Here is a 21,828-nt window from a genome sequence, read left to right as displayed (position 1 = left end):
AATATGAAAACATCTGCGCTCTTCTTCATCCAACTATTGCTCCCGTTCTTGCTGGTCGCACAACATCACGACCATACAGCACAACCGCAGACACCAGGTGTGGAGCCGCAGCCTTTGCTGGCCCAGGCCATGCGCTTGCAGGAAGCGCTTACATTTTCGGGAAACGCATTAGCGGCGGAGGATGCCAAGAAGCTGAACGCATTGGGCAACAAGCCATTAACCCAGGAAACAGTTGCAGAAATACAGAAAATATTTGACCCCTATTGCCTTAATGTAGTCGATATTAACCCCGAAGGACGTGTAAAAGTGCTGCGGGGAGCTGCTAAGGCAACATTGATTCAGGGTGGCTGGACGAGTTTTTTGGTTAAAATAAGAAATGACGCCGGCATTACTGCCAAGTTGCAAGCCGAAAGCCCGAACGCTCAAAAACCCTATCATTCCCCTTCTTTCGAGCCAAAAGTAAAGAAAGAGCACGAACTGACGCCCGGACAAGTTGCCAACCGGTTTGCTGACATTCAAATGTATACCAAACCGCCGTTGCAGGAAAATCTGACCGGTTTGAAGCTGGAATATGCCATCGTGCAGATTTATTCAAAGGACGCGGGCCAGCGCGATATTGAAGTGGCTTATAACGTAGGTCAGGGTTCCCAGGATCTTGGTTTCCGTAATTCGACGCACATTCTTTTCAATGCTAAACCTGCTGTAAAAGTGAAGCTCAATGTGAGAGATGTGGACGGAAAACCCGTAATGGCATCTTTCCTTATCACCGACGGACAGGCACACGCTTCGGGAAAATTTTCCGGCATTTACCCGCTTCCCTCCCGGCGCGTTGCCGCATACGACACCTATCCTGATTTTTTCTTTCAGCCCCAGATTTACCGCGCCGACGGCGAGCATGTGATGTTGCCAGCCGGCAAATATCAGGTGAGTTACACGCGCGGACCTGAGTACATTAAGCAAACAAAAGAAATCATTGTCCCTGAAAACAAGGATTCCATAACCGTTTCTTTTCAGCTGAAACGCTGGATACAAATGACAAAACTCGGCTGGCACAGCGCCGATCATCACATTCACGCAGCCGGTTGCAGCCATTACGACAGTCCTACCGAGGGTGTAGATCCCAAAGACATGTGGCGGCAAGCATTAGGCGAGGACCTGAATATGGCGGCCAACCTGGCCTGGGGCCCGAGCTGGTATCATCAGAAGACATTCTTTACCGGAAAAGATCATCCACTTTCCGACAAAAAGAACATTATGCGCAATGATGTGGAGGTTTCAGGGTTCCCGTCGTCGCATTCCGGGCACATTGTGCTGCTGCGCATCAAAGAAGATGATTATCCCGGCACCACGCTCATCGAGCAGTGGCCAAGCTGGACCGCTCCCGTACTTTCGTGGGCCAAATCGCAGGGCGGCGTGGTGGGTTATGCGCATTCCGGTTGGGGTTTGCAGCCTTTGGAGCCAACGGATAAGCTGCCCAACTATGTTGTGCCGAAAATGGACGGCATCGGTGCTAACGAGTACATTGTGACGGTTACCAATGATCTGGTTGACTTTTTTAGCGCCGGTGACACGCCTGCGCCATGGGAATTGAACATGTATTACCACACATTAAACTGCGGTTTCAGGCCCAGGCTGAGTGGCGAGACCGATTTTCCATGCATTACGGACGCGCGGGTTGGTCAGGCAAGAAGTTATTTTAAACCTGTTGGTCCCTATAATTATGATAATTATGTGGCCGCTATCAAATCCGGCAGAAGTTACGTGTCGGATGGAAAATCGCATATTATGGACTTTTCGGTTAACGGAAAAGAGTCAGGTGTTGGTGATAGTGAGGTTGCTGTCAAAACCAACGAAACGATAAATATTACAGCCAATGTGGCTGCATATCTTCCTGAAAAACAAGATGCAGCGGGTGAAGCGATCGCGAAAACGTCCATTATTCTGATGCCTTACTGGGATATTGAACGCGCCAGGATCGAGAAATCCAGGAAAGTCCGGGTGGAGCTGGTCGTTAACGGAGAAGCTGTTGACACCACAGAAATCAATGCGGATGGAGCGGTAAATAATGTTAAGTTCTCTTATAAGCCAGCAAAATCAGGCTGGGCTGCTGTGCGGGTTTTCCCGAGCTCTCATTCCAATCCGATCTTTATAAAGGTTAATAACAAGCCGGTTATTGAGAAAAAAAGCGCTGAATGGTGCCTGGCAACATTGAATCAATGCTGGAAAATGAAGGAACCTAACATTCGAGCAGAGGAAAAAAAGGCTGCCGAAGCCGCATATGAGGAAGCCAGGAAAAAATATCAAGCAATTATCGCGGCTCCTTGATGTTCTGGAAATCGTTCAGGATGTTGTTACATGCCTCCGGCATTGCACATTACATTTGAATGTGTTTCTACCAATATTACATGCCTCCGGCATTCTCTCCCTTTAAATAGTAACATTGAAACAAGAAAAGTCGCGGAGCGACGTAATATCGGTAGCAATTGGGATTTCCTAGGTTAATTTAATCCCGGCAGGGATGTAACATAATGGGTGATGTTTCTACCAATATTACATGCCCCGGCCTTTCCTCCCTGTAAACAGTAACATTGAAGCAAGAAAAGTCGCGGAGCGACGTAATATCGGTAGCAATTGGGATTTCCTAGGTTAATTTAATCCCGGCAGGGATGCAATATGATCGGTGATGTTTCTACCAATATTACATGCCTCCGGCATTCCCTTCCTGTAAATAGTAACATTGAAGCAAAAAGTCGCGGAACGACGTAATATTGGTAGCAATTGAGATTTCCTAGGTTAATTTAATCCCGGCAGGGATGTAACATAATGGGTGATGTCACTATTCCTGCGTATTTTTTCTTTTGAAAATGCTTCCGATCCGGCTGAACATTCTTTTTTCAAATTCCCAAAAGAAGTTGAACTTCCCCCAAATCCAGCCCCAGGCAAGTAAAATTACCTGGTATAGCGGTAAGATAATGATGATATTAATGCCCCAGCGAAGCCAGGCCGGCGAATCTTCCGTGACGCCAATTATATAAAACAGCCCACGCTTCACATATAAAACCGAAAAGCCCGTACATGCGAAAACGATTAGAATGACTATCACATCCCAACGGTTTTTAACATTCCAACGCGCTTTCAGTTTTTCGATCATCAGCTGATTTTATTCATAAAGAAAATCCAGATGCTCCGGCTTGATCTCCTCATCGTCCAATGTCAGGAATTCTTCCCAAAACGGATCATTAGGGACCCCAGCCTTGCAAATGATCGGCTCCTTTTTTACAGGATGCTCGAAATAAAGTCTTCGGGCATGCAGATTAATGTTGTTATCCTTGTTACCAACCGGGTAACCGTATTTCACGTCGCCCCGTATCGGGCAGTTCATGGATGCAAGCTGTACGCGTATCTGGTGCGGCCGGCCTGTAACCGGCGTTACTTCCAGCAAATGAAACTTATTCACCTCTCCCAACCAGCGATAAGATAGCTCTGCACGCTGCGTTCCGGGTTTTTCGTAATCATAAGCCGTCGTCACATTTCGGGACTCATCTTTGGAAAGATAATGCACTAGTTTGCCTTTCTTCTCCGCCGGACGGTTTTTCACCACTGCCCAATAGGTCTTCTGAACATCACGCTTGCGGAAAATCTCATTCATCCGCTCCAACGCTTTTGAAGTTTTAGCAAACACAACAAGCCCGCTAACCGGTCTGTCCAGCCTGTGCACCGTGCCCAGGAACACCGCACCTGGTTTTTGATATTCTTCTTTGATATATTCTTTTACCATATCGAGCAGACATTTGTCCCTCGTCACATCACCTTGCACCAAAATGCCTGGCTCTTTGTTGACGATAATGAGGTGATTGTCTTCGTATATGATCTGAAATGGTCGTTTTGCCATATAATTAGTTCTTTACTTTTAAAAAGGTTAATAAGATTCCTGTTCATTAGGAAATGACTTACCTTTTACATCTTTTATATAATTTGATATTGCATCCGTCATCACACCATTGAGATCGGCATAGCGGCGTAAAAACCTGGGTTTAAAGGCTTTATTAATGCCTAAAAGGTCATGCAAAACCAAGATCTGACCATCTGCATGCGGCCCTGCTCCTATTCCGATCGTTGGAATGGTTACGGTTTCTGAAACTTGTTTCGTTAACGAAGAAGGGATTTTTTCCAAAACAACCGAAAAACAACCTACTTCTTCCAGCATACGCGCATCATCAATTAACTTCTGCGCCTCCGCCTCCTGCTTGGCTCGTACAGTGTAAGTGCCAAACTTGTAAATAGATTGCGGTGTAAGGCCCAAATGCCCCATAACAGGCACACCCGCGCTCAATATGCGCGTGATAGAATCTTTGATCTCCAATCCTCCTTCCAACTTCACCGCATGTGCGCCCGACTCTTTCATAATGCGGATCGCCGAATTCAATGCTTCCCGAGAATTTCCTTGATAAGATCCAAAAGGCAGATCCACAACAACCAATGCTCTTTTCACAGCCCTTACCACTGATGTGGCGTGGTATATCATCTGATCAATCGTAATCGGCAATGTGGTTTCATGGCCGGCCATGACATTGGAAGCCGAATCCCCTACCAGGATCAACTCCACGCCAGCCGCATCTACAATGCCTGCCATGGAAAAGTCGTAAGCGGTAAGACAGGATATTTTCTCCCCACGGGTTTTCATTTCCTGAATGATGTGGGTGGTAACGCGCTTTATATCAGGAGTATGGATAGACATAATCTTGGATGAAAATGAGTAAATAATAAATTCCGGATTCCTGGCCTACCTGCGGATCAGCCAGCTTTCGGGATTGAGACGCGAAGTATTTTTCCAGATCTGGAATTGCAATTCGGATGTGCCATCGCTGTCGGTGGCTACCCTGCCGATGTTTTCACGGGCTTTTACTTTTTGTCCGGCCCGCACCGTAACCCCGTTCATTTTCGCATAGATGGTCATGTAGTTACCATGTTGAATGGCCACCACATTGCCCATTCCAGGCATTTCTGTAACGTCAAGCACTACACCGTCATAAACCGAGCGTACCGGCTCGCCAGCGGTTGTCTGAATGTCAACACCCAGGTTATCAACCATTACACCTTTCAAAACAGCATGTGGGCGCTGGCCAAAGTGCCCGGATACAAATCCTTTTACGGGCCAGGGCAACCTGTTTTGTGATGCGGTGAACGATGATGCCAGCGTGGTTTCCTCTTCGCTCATCCCGCCGGAACTGATCGGAGCTTCTTCTTCCTCTGGCTTTGCCGCAACAGCCGCTTCACCTTTCTTCTCTCTTTCGGCATTTTCACGTGCTAATCTTTCGCGCTCTGCTTTTCTTCGCGCCTCTCTTTCTTCCCGTTCCCGGCGCTCGCGCTCAATACGCTCACGTCGCTCGCGTTCTGCAATGCGGCGGATATTCGCCTCCAAAAGGTCGGTAGCACGCTTATTTTCAGCGATTTGCTTTCTTAGCTCTACTTCTTTCTGGGAAAGCTCCTGGATTACTTCGTTTTGCTTCGTTTTCAGTCCTTCAAGCTTGGTATTCTCGGTGACCCGTGTATTCAAAACCGTTTTCTGCTGGTTTTGCTTGGCTGTAATGCGACGGCGTTCGTCCATCAGTTTACCTTGCAAAACCTCCATTTCCTTCACCTGGCCCTGGCGCGCTTCCGTATATTGTTTCAAATACTTGTAGCGCAGCACAAACTGATTGAAAGTGCCCGAAGAAAACAGAAAAACCAATTGATTAAAATACACATTTCGTTTGGAAGCTTCGTAGATCATGTGACCATACTCGGTCTTCAATTTAGCCAGACTGCTGTCCAGCGCCTGCCGCTTTCTCTCCAAGACGCCCAATTCCTTATTTAAGAGGTCCAAGTCATCCGACAACAGGTCTATTTGCTTTTTGTATGTATTAATTTGCTGATTAAGCGCTTTCAATTGACCAAGATTGACATTCTTTTGGGATGATGTCTGGCGCAGGATGCCCTGGATTTCTCTGATCTTGCTCTGGTTCTCGCTCTTCTCGCGTTCGAGCTGTTCACGCGATTTCTGCGCGTAAGCACCCAGGGACGCACAAAAGATGAACGTTAGCAGTAATAGTAAACGACGAAAATACAATCTTTGAAAGGGCATACAGTTAATTCTTGCGGCCAAAACTCCTGGAAAAGGCAGGCAAAGTTAAGCAGACTTGGGGTTTTTGACCCTATGATCGCCGCATGACCTGCTGATTTTTACCTTTTTCGCTTATAAGAAGCCGGAACGCTAAATGGAAATCCTGGATTTTCGGTAACCAGATCAACCTTACTATGCTTAATGTGCATGGTGGTCTGCCGGACTTGCTGGTCTTTTTGCGACTTCACATTCAGGTCAATGTGGCTTGTGAAAGGAAAAAGGAAGCTTTTTACCTCTTTGAAATCTGAATAATCAAGTGTAAATGTATTTTGTGTCGGCACTTCGGTTGCTTTCAATCGGGAGAGTTTCAAATTGTTTTCTCCAATGTAATTATCAACTTCCAGCCGCTCAACAATTTGTTTGAGTACATAAAACTCATTTTCCTTCACAAAACGCGCATCCGGCTGCTGCGGAAAGGGTAGGTTACCAATGATTACAGACTGCAAAAGCGCAAAATTGAGGTCAAAATTATATTGCTTGCTAAGCTGCTCGTAATTGAAGACGAAGTAATCCTTATGAATTTTATCCATAAAAACGATAGAATCGCGGGTTATAAGTCCCCGGGCTACTTCGAACCCAACACCTGTTACGGAAAGCCAGATAATGCTGTCTTTCTTCATCCGGATGTTGATGTTTGTATTATTAAAATCAGATGATTTACTTTTGAAATCTACTTTTGACTTGGCGACCAGATAGTCAAATGAAATGGAATTGACCTTTACCGATCCCGATTCGCTAGCAGAAGCAGAATCTGCTGCTGGCACAGCTGCCAATGAATCTGCTAAGTTTGGGGCCGCTATAACCAGGGAATCGCTTGGTGCAGGCTTATTGTTTTTGGAGAGACGCTGCTTGTGGCAAGCCGACAAACAGATCATCCCGATTGTCACTGCCCAAACCGTAATTTTATTGCTCATGTAATGCACCTGTTGCTATTTTTTTGTCAAGAAGTTCGGTCGTCTCTCCCATACTTCTGGCTTTCTTCCATTGCGCAACAGCATTGTCGCGTTCGCCGAGTTTGAAAAGTACGTCTCCATAATGTTCAACAATCGTGCCACTTACGCCGCTTGTATCTACCATTGCTCTTTCCAGAAACTCCTTCGCTTTTTTATAATCCTTACGGACATATAGCACCCATGCATGCGTGTCCAGGTAAGTTGGATTATTCTTATGCTCCTGCACCAGCTTTTCAGACATTTTAAGTGCCAGATCAAGCTTTTCACCGCGCAGCGACAAGTAATAGCTGTAATTATTTAAAACGTAATCATTGTTCGGATTATCCTTTAAGGAAAGCTCATAAGCAGCATCCGACTTCTCGTGATCGCCCAAACCATTGTAAGCATCACCCATCTGAGCATGGATAACCGGGATCATTTCGGGCTTATCACCGATCAGTTTCAGGCTTTCTTCAAATGCAGAAAGCGCTTCTTTGTAATTTTTCTTTGCCAATTGCGCAGTGCCGTTCGAATACCAGAAGATCCCCTGGTTTGGAAAAAGTTCAAGAGCCTTTTCCGAATGTACCAGCATGCTATCAACCTGATTCAGATCACCATCCAGCTGTAAAACTGCGCCCCAAACCTGAAAAACGGAGCCGTCGATTCGGGCAGCTTTGGCATACAGATCACGTGCTTCCGCCTTTTTATTCTGGCGCATCAGCAGATCTGCATAGATTACATTGGTGCGGGATTCGTTAGGGTGTGTTTCAGAAAGCTGTTTAGCAAGTGAAATGGCTTCCACAATTTCGGCATCGGTTTTGAGCATGGTCAAATAACCTGTCAGAACGCGAATTTTGGGGTCTGCGTCAAGGTTAGGGTTTGCAAAAACGAGTTTTAACTCTTCGTTACACTTTTGAACATCGCCATTCCTACGGTAGATGTCTGCCAGCAGCACATGCGCCTGCGCCTCATCCGGGTTCACTTTCAATGCTTCTTCAAGAGGAGCCACCGCTTCCACGATCCGCTCGTTAGCGATCAACATTTCAGCTAATTCCACCAGATAACTTACTTCACCCGGCTCGGCGGCTATTAGTTTTTTGGCTTCTGCAAGCGCTTTTTCAAGATTATTCTGTCTCAAATAAAGCTGTTCTTTCTGGTGCGTAATCTCTTCGGTCACACCCAGCGATTTTTCCAGCACATTATAAGTTTCAATCGCCTTATCGAACTGATCATTAAATACATAAACCGCCGCAAGCTCTACACCATATTGCACATTGCCGGGACTCTTTTCCAGTAATTTCTCGTAAATCACCGCAGCTTCCGAATATTTCCGGCGCTTTGCGTACAGCTCTGCAAGCTGCTGAGAATAGTAAATATTCTCCTTATCGAGGTCATAAGCTTTTTTAGCAGAAACAATGGCATCTTCAAACTTTTCCAGCTTTACGAGCGCCGTGGCCAGCAAATAATGACTTGCGGGATCGTTTTTACTGCTTTCTACGAGTTTTTGAAAAATAGGAAGTGCGCGATCCGGCTCATCCTTCATGATAAACTTCATTCCTTCCGCAGCAAGCGATTCCTGCTCCAATCGGGCACTCGTTACTTCGGGTTTTTCGACTTCTTTCTCACGTGCCTTACCACGCCGCTGCGCTTGCGCATCTGGTGCGACAAAGACGCTCGCAATGAGGCAAATAAGCAGGGTCCATTTTATATATGCAGTCCTCATATTATTATCTAAACAAAGTCAGATCCGAAGAGGTGACAAGCCATTTACACGTAAAAATCAAAGTTACCAATTTTTGTCTGTATGATTCGTTGGCTCAACAGCCCAAATAAGATTAGTAACGTTCAAAACAAGGTAATCTTATCTGAAAATCAGCAGACTTGAAAAGTTTCGAAAACTTTCCAGGGAATGTAAAGTCATTGCTAATCAACCGCATAGGTTGCTTTTCCCGATCCAGGCGTGCCAGACAAGCTTAGTGCATCCGCACGGATATCAATATTTGTCACCGCATCTGTATTAAAATATTCAAATTTAACTTTGCCGTCCTTGTTCGTTCTCAACATGGGAGCCCAGAATAGGGTAGAGCGGTAATCCGGCGTTGTTGACTGCTGCTTGCTAACCTCATATTTCGGGGCATAAAATTCTTTGGGAACATTAAAACCGGCTATCTTCGAAACCAGCACACCGGGGACAATGTCCTGTGAGTAATCGTAATTCTCGTTACCTCTTTTGGTCAAAATTGAAATCACCCCGTTGCCACCGCGGCTTCCGAAAATAGCGGCACCGGGTCCTTTTAAAACGTCGATCGATTCCACGTCGAATGTGTTCAGGCTCGATATCATATCCTTGTCCACCGGCATTCCGTCCAACACAAACAATGGCTCTCCACGATTGCCCCTAATGTACACCGAAGCATTTATCCCTGAGCCAACCACCTGAACCCCAGCCACGCGGCCCGCAAGAATGTCCAGAATACTTCGCCCTGCGGATGCCATTTGGTTGGTAACTTTTATAGAAGCGTCTGCGGAGCCGTAAATTTTCCTGGAATCCCGCTGCACTTCTTTTTTGCCCTTAATGGTTACTTCCTGCAATAAGCGTTCCCGGCTTTCCCTGATTTTTCGGGCTATTTCCTGGTCTTGCTCGGCCCTTTTCAGGTATTCCAAAAGCTGTTTTGCATCCACGGTAACGGGATAAAAAGGTGCTTTTACTAATGTTGCCTTAGGCGCAGCATAAGGGTCGAGGCGAAAGGAGAGGCTGGCATTCCCTTTCTTGTTCATTCCCTGCAAACGGATTTTCAATGAATCTGTAAAAACGAGGTTATAAACCCCAAAGCGACCGTTTGGATCTGTTTCGGCGGTCAGGAACGTGTTCAGGCTATCATTACTGAGATACATTGACAACTTTACTTTTTCGCTCAGCTTTTTATTATTTCGCTTCACTTCTCCTTCCAGTGTAATGCCTTGTTCAACAAAACGTTGCGGCGCAGCAAGCGAATCAGTTAAAACATCTTCCCACAAAAAACGGCTCCAACCTTGCGTCATCATCAGCATATCCATATGGATCTTTTTTTCCGTTTTGTTCGGATCAAAATAGTAAGACGGTTGTTCAATAAAACCTTTCAGATCGGACGAAAGCAGAAGATAAGAAGCAATGGTTTCATCATAAGGCTGTTGCAAAATCTGTCCTGCATCAGTAACGGCCACGGAAAGGTTTGTTTCAACAGGCTTACCAGCCGAATCTGTCACGGAAATCTCAATTTCCGCTTTTTCCCGAGGCTTATAGGCCGTTTTGCCAGGCGAAATACTGACTTTCAGATTCCTGTCGTGATTAATGAAAACAAGCCTTTCACTTACCGGCTTATTTTGTTCATCAAACAATGTCAAATGTGTGATGCCATCCGGTAGGCCCGTTGTAGGAAGGTTCAACATCAGGCCTTTGGATGTAACTTTTCCTTTGGCCACAAAGGCAACAATGCCGCGCGCGTGTCCTACAATGTGGATCAGGGATTCTGATTTCCCTGGCAACACACCGTACACAATTACACGCATTTTTAAAGGGCTGGAAAGATTGTCGACCACCATTGTGTAACCGCTTTCCATCACTTTCGGAAAATCAAAACGCGAAACCTGGCCATCCTTCGCTTTTACAAATGCACTATAAACTTCCCCCGACTTCGGCTCAAATGCAAAACGCCCCATTCCAAGATGACTGCTTGTATAGAAAGCGACCGTATCATTGCTTTTATTTAAAATAAAACCATTTACATCCTGACCTAAACCATTTCCAGCCAATGCTTTGAAAGCAACCCGCGTATTGACTCCTGCCACCAGCTGGCCACCCTCCGGGAAAAATTTCAAGTCCAAACCGCCAGCCGCGGCAGGCTGCGAAACGGTCTCGGGATCGAACAGATAAATGTCTTTTTGAAAAAAATAATCCTCTGAAAAATTTCGCATCCAGTTCGTATAAGCGCGGATCGTATATGCGCCCTGTCCGATGGAATCAGCTAACACAATTTCACCATGCCCAATCCCACCTGAGAGCTGAACCCGCCTCAGTGCTACATTTTTGCCGGTGCTGTGTTCAATCAGATCCACATATAGCAGGTTACTCGCGCTATCGGCAAGGTGGAGCGAGCCTTCCACCAAATAACTCTTAAACCACAACGTGTCGCCCGTCACATAATAGGGTTTGTCCAGGTGCAGATATGCCTTTTCTTGCGGAAACACTGTCCTGTAATTCGATAACCTGGCTGCTACCCGTTGTGTAAAATCATCATCAAGCCATTGAAAACCAGTCAATAGCAACAAAAAAGCAGGAATGAGGCATTTCTTTACGGTGTTGTTTGTCCATGGCATAATTTCAAAACTAAAATGAACTAATGTATTTAACGGTTCAGGCGGCTGACCAGCAAGTAAGCCGGATAGCTGATCACAAGAAATAATAATGCATACTGCGTGCTGGCAAGATCCTGAATGACCGCTCCGACCAGGAATGCAATGGATAAGATCAGCATAATAATGGGCAGGATAGGGTAGGCGGGCACTTTCCATGGCCTTGGCAACTCCGGTTCCTTTTTACGCAGCGCAAGCAATGAGGCAAATCCGGAGGTGTAGCCGAGCACAAAAAAGAACGTCGCAATGTCGGAAAGCTTTTCGGTGGCGTCTTTGCCGATGAGGATCAGCGTGATAGCAACTGCGGAAGTGATCAGCATCGCGACGGCCGGCGTCCCGCCTTTGTTTACCGCCGTTCCTCCCCAGAAAAAGAGCCCGTCACGACTCATGGAATACAACACACGCGGATTGAACAGCAACTGTGCATTCACTATCCCCAAAATGGATATCATCAAAAATAACGTGACAATCTTTCCTGAACCCTCTCCAAAAATTAACCGGATAGAATCCGCCGCTGCGAGCTTGGACTGCGACAATTCATTCATGGGCAGGACATGCAAAATGGCCAGGTTACAAAGCAGATAAATGATAATGATCAGCAAGACGCCGCCGATCATGGAACGCGGCAAATTTTTCGTCGGGTCGCGGTCTTCTTCTGAAAAGTATGCAGCCGTATGCCAGCCGTCATAGGTGTAAAAGATCGCCTGCAACGAGAATATAACGGGTGCAATCCAGCTGCCCGTTTCGACGATTTTGCTCGTCGTCAACTGCGCCTGCTCGGCGGTAACTTCGTCGCCATAGATGAAGCATACTGCCACAAAAATGAACAATCCAAGCCCTTTGAGCACACTCATAATGTTTTGGAAACTGCTCGCCAATGCCAGCCCGATCCAATGTATGCCGGTCAGGATCAGGAGCATACTAGCCGCTACATAAGGTTCATAGCCAACAAATGCGGGAATAAGCAATGCAAGATATTCGCTCATGGTATAAACGCCGAAGCCCAATGCCGAACACGTTCCCAGCCAGCTATTTATCCCGACAACGAAGCCTGCGTAGTTGCCAAAAGCCCGTTGCGCATAAATGTACCAAGCGCCGGCTTTGGGCATAGAAGTGCCCAGCTCGATCGTGCACAATGTTCCCAGAAAAGCATATAAACTCACTGCGGCCCACAATCCCATAATGAGCCAGTAATCGCCCAGTTGCTCCGCAATAGGACCCGGTTTTCTGAGAATTCCCGTCCCTATGGTGCCGCCAACGGTGACTGCAACGCCAAAACCGACGCCAAGGATTTTGAAAAGTTCATTTTTGGCTGCCGGTTGCTGCATAGGAGAGTGAAGTTGCGTTTTCGAAAATAGGAAAACTTTTTCTTTTTGTAACTCCCTATATTTACCGGGCTGGCTTAAAAGGTGAAAACAAAAAAAAGCAGATGCCGCTTGCGCAACATCTGCTTTTAACTCTGTTATATCCTCTTACAAAACAGCCTCAGCGAGTACTAGTACCTGATTATTAAGCACTTCTACGACGCCGCCGTCGATCAGATAGGATTGCTTTACGCCACCGGCTTCCACAACCACATCACCTTTGCCCAGCGTGCTAACCAATGGTGCGTGACGGTTTAAAACCTGAAACTGTCCTTCAGTACCCGGTAATGTAACGGCATTTGCCTCTCCGGCAAACACTTTTTTATCTGGGGTGATGATTTCTAAATGCATGAATTCAATGTTTATGATGCACTACAACTTATCTCGTTGCTTCTGCAAGCATTTTTTCTCCTTTTGCCTGCGCATCTTCAATAGTTCCAACCAGGTTGAAAGCCATTTCAGGAAGGTGGTCATAGCTGCCATCCATGATCAGGTTGAAACCTTTGATCGTGTCGTTAATGTCAACCAATGTTCCTTTCAAACCTGTGAACTGCTCTGCAACAAAGAATGGCTGAGACAAGAAACGCTCAACACGACGGGCGCGTGAAACGACAAGCTTATCTTCGTCAGAAAGTTCTTCCATACCAAGGATCGCAATGATATCCTGCAATTCTTTGTAACGCTGAAGAATGTTCTTAACACGCTGTGCGCAATCGTAATGGGCTGCACCTAATGTTTCTGCGTTCAAGATCCTTGAAGCTGAATCGAGTGGATCCACCGCTGGGTAAATTCCTTTTTCAGAAACTTTACGGCTTAGTACAGTCGTTGCGTCCAAGTGAGCAAATGTTGTTGCAGGAGCAGGGTCAGTCAAGTCATCCGCAGGCACGTAAACTGCTTGTACAGATGTGATTGAACCGCGCTTTGTAGATGTAATGCGTTCCTGCATCTGACCCATTTCCGTCGCCAACGTTGGCTGGTAACCTACCGCAGAAGGCATACGTCCCAAAAGCGCAGACACCTCAGAACCAGCTTGTGTAAAGCGGAAAATGTTGTCAATAAAGAAAAGAATATCACGACCCTGACCTTCGCCATCTCCATCACGGAAATACTCAGCCATTGTCAATCCTGAAAGCGCCACACGAGCACGTGCGCCAGGAGGTTCGTTCATTTGTCCGAAAACGAAAGTTGCTTGTGAGTCTTTCAATGTGTTATAATCCACTTTTGAAATGTCCCAGCCGCCTTCTTCCATGCTGTGTTTAAATTCGTCGCCGTATTTAATGATACCGGCTTCGATCATTTCACGCATCAGGTCATTTCCCTCACGGGTACGCTCTCCAACACCTGCAAATACGGAAAGACCCGCGTATGCTTTTGCAATGTTGTTGATCAATTCCTGGATCAAAACGGTTTTACCAACACCGGCACCACCGAAAAGACCAATTTTACCTCCTTTTACATAAGGCGCAAGCAAGTCAATCACTTTAATCCCCGTGAAAAGGATTTCGGTAGACGTTGCAAGATCTTCAAATTTAGGAGCTGAGCGGTGAATGGAGATACCATTCGAATTGTCAAGCGGTGTAAGTCCGTCGATCGCTTCACCGATTACGTTGAACAGACGACCTTTGATTCCTTCGCCGATCGGCATTCTAATCGGAGATCCCAGTGGTGTCACCGTCATGCCGCGTTGCATCCCTTCGGTACTATCCATCGCGATGGTGCGGATCCGGTCTTCACCCAAGTGCTGTTGACACTCAAGAACTACTCGCTGACCATTTGATTTGATGACTTCTAACGCATCAAGGATCGACGGAATACTTCCGCTTTCCTCAAATGATACGTCTACAACCGGGCCAATTACCTGCGTAATTTTTCCTATGTTTGTCGCGTTTGCCATTATATAATTTTGATTATCTCCAATGAGGTTTTTTTCAGACCGCAAAAGTAGGAGATAATTTGGTCAGTACCAAGAGTGGAATTATTGATTTATTGGATATTTTTTAGATAGCTGGTTTGTTTTGTTGATAGTATTGGTGAAAACGGTTAAATTTGACATAGGACATATCTGTTACAAATGAATAAGCAACTTCTCGAAAGAATCACATTTAATCCCGACCAATGCGGTGGCAAACCATGCATTCGCAATATGCGTATCCGGGTTACAGATGTTATTGAGTTGCTGGCCAACGGACTTTCGGCCGAGCAGATTGTTACAGATGAGTTGCCGGACCTTGAACCGGAAGACATTACTGCTTGCCTGCTTTACGCTGCATTAAAATTGAACCATCCCGTTTTGCAAGCCGCTTAATGATCATATTGATGCCATCTGAACTGTAAAAGCAGTCCCCCTAAAGTGATCTGGCTTACTTGCGGCAGCACTTCAAAAGCCAGACTCAAAGAGATTTTATCAGAAAAACTTGCGCAAGCGCTTACATTACTTCAACAAACTGATCTTGTCGAAATTACGGGACACTGATGTTTTTCATGAGTTTGTATAGAAAAACCATGTATTCTTACGTTTCGGAATTGCTTTAAATAAATTATATGAAGGAGTTTTTTTTCTGGAAGGTTTGGTCGCCGTCAGAGCGGAGGATGACGGTGGGGGCTTTCCTGGTTTTGGTTTTGGCGCTGGTGTTTTTTGCGATCAAAAGCATTGATCCGCTGGGGAATGTGATCCGGTGGAATGTGGTGAGCGAGCTTTCCGAGACGACTGCGGTGGTGGATGTGCTGCAGATCGGGGAGTGGCAATATGGGATCTCGACGCCTTCGCATTTGGTGACGGAGAGCTTCATGGCTTCGGTAATGGAAACGGATTTTTTGTCTGTTGCGCTGTTTTGGATTTTTTCTTTGATTGGATTAATAATTCTCCTGGCTGCCCTGACGACCATGTCGCGATTTTGGTATCTGGCAGGCACCATTGTATTTATCCTGTTTCTGGCATTTTCAAGACTGGAAACATTAGGCGCATTCGCGGATGCCAACCGGGCGCTTTTTATGATCGCTGTAATTTTATATGGCGGCGTAACTTACTATTTTCATGCATTCAGGCCGGATTTTGGCATTGGAAGACGGATTTTAGGTGTGGGAGCGGTGACTGTTCTTCTTACAGTTCTTATTGGTTTTTTAGCTAAAACTCCATTTCCTGCTTTAACCGCAGCTTCTTACTCATTTCCTTTCTGGCTGCTCATTACCATTCTCTTTTTGCTTGTTTCTGCCACGGAAATCATTGCAGGATTAGTGTGGCTGAGCACGAGCGGTTCTGTTTCCAAAGGAAAATCCGGATTGGTTAATTTCTTAGTGATCAGCATTCTGTATCTGACATTGCTGCTTTTGCTATATCTGAGAAATACGAAGCAGATTGATTTTGATGCGACATTGATCAGTCCGGCCTTTCTGGCATTGGCATCCGGGATTCTGGGAATTTGGGGTTTCCGGCGTCGTGCCGATTCTACGGATGGCATTATTCCGTTCCGCAGCACGGGTTTCTGGCTTTATATAGGCATGTTTATCATTGCAGTTTCGTTTGCAGGTTATATGTCGGCGACAGCCAATGATCCGGTTTTAGAGACATTGGAAGATGTCGTTGTGCAGGGTCAGCTTGCAATGAGCGTGCTCTTTTTGTTTTATGTGCTGATCAATTTTTATCCCCTTTTTCAGCAAAAACTGGCCGTCTACAAAGTGCTTTACAAGCCAATGCGATTCGGGCTTACGCAAACGCGTTTGTTTGGTTTCACCATCCTGATCGTGCTGTTTTCTATTCAAAGATTGCTGCCGGTTAACCAGGCAATTGCGGGTTATTTCAATGGATTAGGCGATTTGCATGCCAAAACGGAGGAGTTTACGCTTTCGGAGCAATATTATAAGCTCGCGGTTCAGCAGGAATTTCAAAACCATAAATCCAATTACGCCCTGGCGTCCCTTGCATTGCGGCAGGGCGACCGGAATGCGGCGGCTTTTTATTTCAGACAGTCATTGCTCAAAAATCCTTCGCCCCAGGCTTATTCGGGCTTAACGGGCATTCTGGTGCAGGAGAATCTGTTTTTTGATGCGGTTTATAGTTTACAGGAAGGCATCAGGACGTTTCCACAAAGCGGTGAGCTGCTGAATAACCTGGGCATGCTGTATTATAAAACCAATGTTGCCGATTCGGCTTACTATTATCTTGCAAAAGCAGAGGAAACAACCAAACGAGCTGAAATCCCGGCAACGAATCTGCTCGCTATTCTTGCCAAAAACACCGATTCCGGCTTGCTGGATTCGCTTGCCTCGGCGAGTGAAAAGCGCGATTATCTATCCTGGCAAGCCAATTGGCTCGCTGTGCAGAATCTGAGGCAAAATTTTTCAAAAGAAACATTCAACAAAAATGCAGTTCCGGCGGATTCGTTGCTGAGCGTTTCATCTTTTGCTTATTTATTGAGTTACGCGGTGAACCAGGCAAAACAAGACAGCACGCCAGCCAGATTATTGCCTGAACTGGCAGCGAAAAATCCAGTTCTTTCCCAGGATTTGAGCCTCGCTTCCTTGTATTCCCAATTTTACAGCGGCGACAAACTCAAAGCATTGGAGACATTAACAGGCTGGGCAGACGAAGACGGCGAACAAAGCGATTTATATCATAAAATATTAGGACACTGGCTTTTACAGCTCGGCCTTTACGACAAGGCAATTGAAACATTATCCGTAGTTGAAGGCGTTGAAGGGACCATTGGCATGGCTGTTGCGAACGCCTTAGCAGACAAAAAAGAGGTTGCCGTAATTCTTTTGGATAAAATTCAGGACAAAGAACAAAGTGCTGCGATTGAAAAACTGAAACAGACATTGTTCTCGGGTGTTAAGCCCAAATCGCTTTCGGATTCCTTGTATTTAGTTGCGCAAAAATCGCCTTCGGACAGGAATTTTAATAATGCAGTGCAGGTCAATCCTTTTGATGAAAGGGTTGTTTCCTCGGCTTCGGCGCATTTCCGGCAGAAAAAGCAGACTGCAAAGGCTTACAAACTGGTGCTGAATGCATTGCGATATAATGAATATGCGCCACAATTATGGGCACAATATGCGTATCTGAGTCTGGAACAAGGTTTGATCGGTCAGGGGAACGAAGGAGAGGAAAAGGTGAGGCAGTACGCATTGCCCGCCGATTATCAGCAATTTATGAGTCGCTATCAGCCTATGCGGGCACTTATCGAAAAACAACGGGCGGAATTTCAGTGATTTAATATTTTAGGGAAATCATTACACTTCATCAACATGTCTTTATTCTGGAAATCCAACATTAGCGGAACCGAATGCCGGATCTTTCGAGGCAAGCTGATTGTGGGGTTATTAAAGACAAATTTCTGGAAAAGCACTGGCTACGGTGAATTAAACGGCTATTTGCTCAGATTCAAAAACGAAGGCTTACTCAACACTGTCACCAAAATTCTGGATATAGACGGTGCGAAGGTGCTTGGCGAGATCAAATACAATCTTTGGAACGGGTCTGCCACGATTACCTACGAGGATGAGCTGTATAACTGGAAATATGAGTCCTGGACAAGAAGAAAGTGGGTAGTAAAAACCGCCGAGGAAGCCACGGAATTTACATTAACGAGCTTCTGGAAAGATGAAGGCACTGTTGATAATGAGTCGGTTTCGCCAGCCGTAATTCTTGCCGCTTTGTATGTGAGCAGCCATTTGCGCACCATCATGTCCGCCGCTTAAAATTCAAATATTTTATCCCAATTCTGAAAAACCATCACATGAGAATCATTGAGACCACTGAAATTTCGAAACGTTATGTGATGGGGAGTGAGGTGATCCAGGCTTTAAAATCGGTCACGATTTCTGTCAATAAGGGGGAATACGTGGCTTTTATGGGGCCTTCCGGTTCGGGAAAATCTACATTAATGAACATTATCGGCTGCCTGGACACGCCTACGACAGGTCGTTACATCCTCAATAACAAAGATGTAAGTGACATGACGGAAAGTGAACTGGCTGAAATCCGAAACAAGGAAATCGGTTTTGTGTTTCAGACATTTAATCTTTTACCTAGGATGTCCTCGCTCGATAATGTTGCACTGCCACTCATTTATGCGGGATTAAGTAAATCAGATCGCACAGAAAAAGCAATGTTATCGCTTAAAAACGTGGGGCTGGAAAATCGCGCGGGACATAAGCCTAACGAACTCTCCGGCGGTCAGCGCCAGCGTGTTGCGATTGCACGGGCGCTTGTGAATGATCCCAGCATCCTGCTAGCCGATGAGCCTACGGGAAATCTGGATTCCAAAACATCCTACGAAATCATGGATCTTTTCGACCAGTTATATAGCAAAGGCAACACCATTGTAATGGTTACCCACGAAGAGGACATCGCCCATTACGCCCACAGAATCGTCCGCCTACGCGACGGCCTCGTCGAATCCGACACCATCAACCCCAACCCAACGAAGGTTAGCGCTTTGGCTTAGATCGATTTTCGGCTTATATTAAATTCAATATTAATTACCTTTGTATTAGAAACGCTCGCAAATTGAGCCAATCCGGAAGAATTACCGTTCGTGGTCGTTTTTCCGGATTATTTTTATTTGAAGATTTATGAAGATCAATTTTAAGGACCTGATATTGTTTGAAGACGAGGACTTTTTACTCGTTAATAAGCCACCGCATCTGGCGACATTGGATGAAAGGACGGCAGATAGGGGAGGAAGCGTGCTGCGGTTGGCCAAAGAATATAATTCAGAACTACAGGCGGCGCACAGGTTGGATAAAGAAACTTCCGGCGTGCTCGCTTTTGCCAAAAATCCCGCTGCTTACCGGCATTTAGCCATGCAATTTGAGCATAGGGAAGTAACGAAACGCTATCATGCCGTTGCAACCGGCATTCACAACCTCGACAGCATTTCCGTGTTCTTACCCATTTTACCACTAAAAAATGGAACCGCCGTTAAGATAGACCGGGCCGAGGGCAAAGTTGCAGAGACTATTTTTAATACATTAAAAGTTTATCGCGGGTACACATTGGTGGAATGCATCCCCATCACCGGGCGCATGCACCAGATCCGGATTCACCTTTCGTGCCTGAAAGCGCCCATCGTCTGTGACCCGCAATATGGCGGTGAACCTATTTTCCTTTCGAGTTTGAAAAGAAAATTCAATTTGAAAAAGGAAACTGAGGAACAGCCTCTTATTCAGCGTGTTGCGCTACATGCCTTTGCATTGTCCTTTGCATTAATGAATGGAGATCCTATCCGGGTGGAAGCACCGTATCCCAAAGATTTTGAAGTACTTGTCAAGCAGCTCAACAAATTTGGCGTATAGTTAGCATAGTTTTTTAAGGGTTGTCTGTAAAGATTGTGTAGCTTACAATCCATTTCAACCTAACATTAAAATCATGCATTTACACACATTTATCAAACCAAGCCTGGTCTTAGGCGTTGTTTTAAGTCTTATTGTTACAAGCTCATCCTGGGCGCAAAGTCCAAAAAACGACGTTATCGTCAAGCGCGACAGTTCGAAGATCCAGGCGCTGATTACCCAAATGAGTTATGAAAAGATCAACTATCGCGATCTCGGAACAGCTGATAGCGCAAAAAGCTACATTTACCTTGATAATGTCGCGCGGGTAATCCTCAAAACCGGTAAAATCATTCATGTAAGAGATTCTGTCCTGATCGGTCACGTTCCGCCGGATAGCGTCGGGCAATACGCCGACATGGCTAATCTGCCCACAGACAAGTTTGAAAGAAGTGTGGTAATGGCGAATTCGGATCAGCTCCGGGACAAATATCGCTATCACCATGACAGATCGATGGACGGAAAAACAGGTGCTATTGTATTTACTTCTTTTGCTGCCGCTTCGCTCGTTTCAGGCGTTATTATAGCGGGTTCAGGCACCAGCCCGGACAATAAAACCATAGGAAACTCCCTGGCCATTGCGGGTCCGGTATTGGGTGTAGGGCTTGGGCTTATCGGCTTTCGCAATTACAAATTCCATCGCAAGAAAGCGGAGAAAGTAAAGACGGAATTGTTGCGCAGAAATCAGTCATTGAGCATTTTAACAGTCAGTCCTAATTTGGACCCGTTCAATAAGTCAGGCCAATTATCATTGAGGTTATCGTTTTAATACCTTTTATTTAGTAACATTAATGGTTACTAAATGTCGTATTATAACATCCTTCCTGAATGAAAATCACAATGCTCCGGAAGAAGATCAGATCGGTCTTCTTTCTGTTTTTGGTATTAGCCGCCTATTTCGCTCATGCCCAAACGCCCCGCAAAGCCGACGTTATCACCCTCCGCAATGCCACGAAGCTCGAAGTCCTCATACAGGAAGTCGATGATAATGTTGTGAAGTATAAGAAATTAACGGATCCCGAGGGCCCTCTTTTTTCAGCTAGAAAGAGTGAAATCGCATCCATCCATTATGGTAATGGTGAGGTTGAGACATTTGAAGCGGTGATGGAAGTGCCGGGTTATTATGCTCCGGCAGCTCCGAAAGCAACTGTGCCGGTAGCATCATCGTCCACAGCAGTTTCTCCAAAAGCGCGTTTTCAAGAAGAGTTGCGAACTGCGACCCCGGACAGGCTTCGGGCTATCTACAAATATTATAAAACTAAGTCAAAGGGCGGAATGATCATGGGTATCGCCGGGGTTTCAGCGGGCGTGATTGTCGCGGCAATAGGAACCGGGATTGTAGTAAGTGCCACAGACGCCAATGGGAACTATGCGACTTATCAGGACGAAAAAAGAGCAATGAGAGGCGCTTGGATGATGATCGGCGGGTTTGCCGGTGCGGTCACAGTAGGCACGGTTGGGTTTGTAAAGGGCGGCAAAAACGGCTCCAAAGCAACCAGGGTAAGAAGGGAGCTCACCAGAAGAAACGAACCGATAACATTTCGCATAAGTCCAGGATTTAATCCTGCAAACAGATCAGGCCATTTAGCATTGAGCATGCAATTTTAATGCAAGTAATGCACAAAAAAAAAGGCTTCGGAGGTTTTCC

Annotated in this window: 19 protein-coding genes; 9 read left to right on the top strand and 10 right to left on the bottom strand. The window is 45.8% G+C overall.

Going from position 1 to position 21,828, the window contains the following annotated elements; genetic code table 11:
* The first annotated feature begins 3 nt into the window (after positions 1 to 3).
* Positions 4 to 2,325 carry a CehA/McbA family metallohydrolase gene (locus tag NFI80_RS18735; RefSeq protein ID WP_235166471.1) on the top strand — a complete coding sequence of 774 codons (2,322 nt, stop codon included), beginning with the start codon at positions 4 to 6 and terminating at the stop codon, positions 2,323 to 2,325.
* Positions 2,326 to 2,836: 511 nt separating this feature from the next.
* On the opposite strand, the gene NFI80_RS18730 is transcribed toward NFI80_RS18735, so the two are convergent.
* From NFI80_RS18730 to atpD, 10 genes are all read right to left on the bottom strand, one after another.
* The gene (locus NFI80_RS18730) at positions 2,837 to 3,151 is read right to left on the bottom strand and encodes a DUF6787 family protein (RefSeq protein ID WP_235166470.1); all 315 of its coding nucleotides are present in this window, start codon (positions 3,149 to 3,151) and stop codon (positions 2,837 to 2,839) included.
* A 9-nt stretch (positions 3,152 to 3,160) separates the two neighbouring features.
* Positions 3,161 to 3,892 carry an RluA family pseudouridine synthase gene (locus NFI80_RS18725; RefSeq protein WP_235166469.1) on the bottom strand — a complete coding sequence of 244 codons (732 nt, stop codon included), beginning with the start codon at positions 3,890 to 3,892 and terminating at the stop codon, positions 3,161 to 3,163.
* 27 nt (positions 3,893 to 3,919) lie between these two features.
* Positions 3,920 to 4,738, bottom strand: coding sequence for a 3-methyl-2-oxobutanoate hydroxymethyltransferase (gene panB, locus NFI80_RS18720; RefSeq protein ID WP_233799240.1), 819 nt, complete (start codon positions 4,736 to 4,738; stop codon positions 3,920 to 3,922).
* A 45-nt stretch (positions 4,739 to 4,783) separates the two neighbouring features.
* Positions 4,784 to 6,124 carry a murein hydrolase activator EnvC family protein gene (locus NFI80_RS18715; protein WP_026632594.1) on the bottom strand — a complete coding sequence of 447 codons (1,341 nt, stop codon included), beginning with the start codon at positions 6,122 to 6,124 and terminating at the stop codon, positions 4,784 to 4,786.
* Positions 6,125 to 6,222: 98 nt separating this feature from the next.
* Positions 6,223 to 7,077, bottom strand: a complete 855-nt coding sequence (gene lolB1 / locus NFI80_RS18710) for a lipoprotein insertase outer membrane protein LolB1 (protein ID WP_235166468.1) — start codon at positions 7,075 to 7,077, stop codon at positions 6,223 to 6,225.
* Positions 7,067 to 8,818, bottom strand: coding sequence for a tetratricopeptide repeat protein (locus NFI80_RS18705; protein ID WP_235166467.1), 1,752 nt, complete (start codon positions 8,816 to 8,818; stop codon positions 7,067 to 7,069). Before NFI80_RS18705 ends, lolB1 begins: the two co-directional genes overlap by 11 nt.
* A gap of 200 nt (positions 8,819 to 9,018) precedes the next feature.
* Positions 9,019 to 11,451, bottom strand: coding sequence for a TonB-dependent receptor plug domain-containing protein (locus tag NFI80_RS18700; RefSeq protein WP_235166466.1), 2,433 nt, complete (start codon positions 11,449 to 11,451; stop codon positions 9,019 to 9,021).
* Positions 11,452 to 11,480: 29 nt separating this feature from the next.
* Entirely contained in the window at positions 11,481 to 12,815 is a 1,335-nt protein-coding gene (locus NFI80_RS18695) for an APC family permease (protein ID WP_235166465.1), read from the bottom strand.
* A 144-nt stretch (positions 12,816 to 12,959) separates the two neighbouring features.
* Positions 12,960 to 13,202: an ATP synthase F1 subunit epsilon gene (gene atpC, locus NFI80_RS18690; protein ID WP_026632589.1), complete on the bottom strand. Its 243-nt coding sequence runs from the start codon at positions 13,200 to 13,202 to the stop codon at positions 12,960 to 12,962.
* Between the two features lie 28 nt (positions 13,203 to 13,230).
* A complete protein-coding gene (gene atpD, locus NFI80_RS18685; protein WP_026632588.1) occupies positions 13,231 to 14,745 on the bottom strand; it encodes a F0F1 ATP synthase subunit beta in 1,515 nt (504 codons plus the stop codon).
* 177 nt (positions 14,746 to 14,922) lie between these two features.
* Between atpD and NFI80_RS18680 the strand changes: the two genes are divergently transcribed.
* The 8 genes from NFI80_RS18680 to NFI80_RS18650 all read left to right on the top strand — a co-directional run bounded on the left by NFI80_RS18680 (position 14,923) and on the right by NFI80_RS18650 (position 21,788).
* Complete coding sequence (locus tag NFI80_RS18680) at positions 14,923 to 15,156, top strand: DUF433 domain-containing protein (protein WP_235166464.1); 234 nt, start codon at positions 14,923 to 14,925, stop codon at positions 15,154 to 15,156.
* An 18-nt stretch (positions 15,157 to 15,174) separates the two neighbouring features.
* Positions 15,175 to 15,324, top strand: coding sequence for a DUF5615 family PIN-like protein (locus NFI80_RS25720; RefSeq protein ID WP_374759700.1), 150 nt, complete (start codon positions 15,175 to 15,177; stop codon positions 15,322 to 15,324).
* A 68-nt stretch (positions 15,325 to 15,392) separates the two neighbouring features.
* Positions 15,393 to 18,056 (top strand): tetratricopeptide repeat protein, encoded by a 2,664-nt coding sequence (locus NFI80_RS18675; protein ID WP_235166463.1) that lies wholly within the window; start codon positions 15,393 to 15,395, stop codon positions 18,054 to 18,056.
* 36 nt (positions 18,057 to 18,092) lie between these two features.
* Positions 18,093 to 18,545 (top strand): hypothetical protein, encoded by a 453-nt coding sequence (locus tag NFI80_RS18670; protein ID WP_235166462.1) that lies wholly within the window; start codon positions 18,093 to 18,095, stop codon positions 18,543 to 18,545.
* Between the two features lie 38 nt (positions 18,546 to 18,583).
* Positions 18,584 to 19,294, top strand: a complete 711-nt coding sequence (locus NFI80_RS18665; protein WP_235166461.1) for an ABC transporter ATP-binding protein — start codon at positions 18,584 to 18,586, stop codon at positions 19,292 to 19,294.
* A 127-nt stretch (positions 19,295 to 19,421) separates the two neighbouring features.
* Entirely contained in the window at positions 19,422 to 20,144 is a 723-nt protein-coding gene (locus tag NFI80_RS18660; protein WP_233799233.1) for an RluA family pseudouridine synthase, read from the top strand.
* A 73-nt stretch (positions 20,145 to 20,217) separates the two neighbouring features.
* On the top strand, positions 20,218 to 20,949 hold the full coding sequence (locus NFI80_RS18655; RefSeq protein ID WP_235166460.1) for a hypothetical protein: 732 nt from the start codon (positions 20,218 to 20,220) through the stop codon (positions 20,947 to 20,949).
* A gap of 59 nt (positions 20,950 to 21,008) precedes the next feature.
* Complete coding sequence (locus NFI80_RS18650) at positions 21,009 to 21,788, top strand: hypothetical protein (protein WP_235161921.1); 780 nt, start codon at positions 21,009 to 21,011, stop codon at positions 21,786 to 21,788.
* The last annotated feature ends 40 nt before the right edge of the window (positions 21,789 to 21,828 follow it).

Origin of the sequence: Dyadobacter chenhuakuii, assembly GCF_023821985.2 — a bacterium.
Taxonomy (GTDB): Bacteria; Bacteroidota; Bacteroidia; order Cytophagales; family Spirosomataceae; genus Dyadobacter; species Dyadobacter chenhuakuii.
This window is presented reverse-complemented; position numbering and strand designations above follow the sequence as displayed.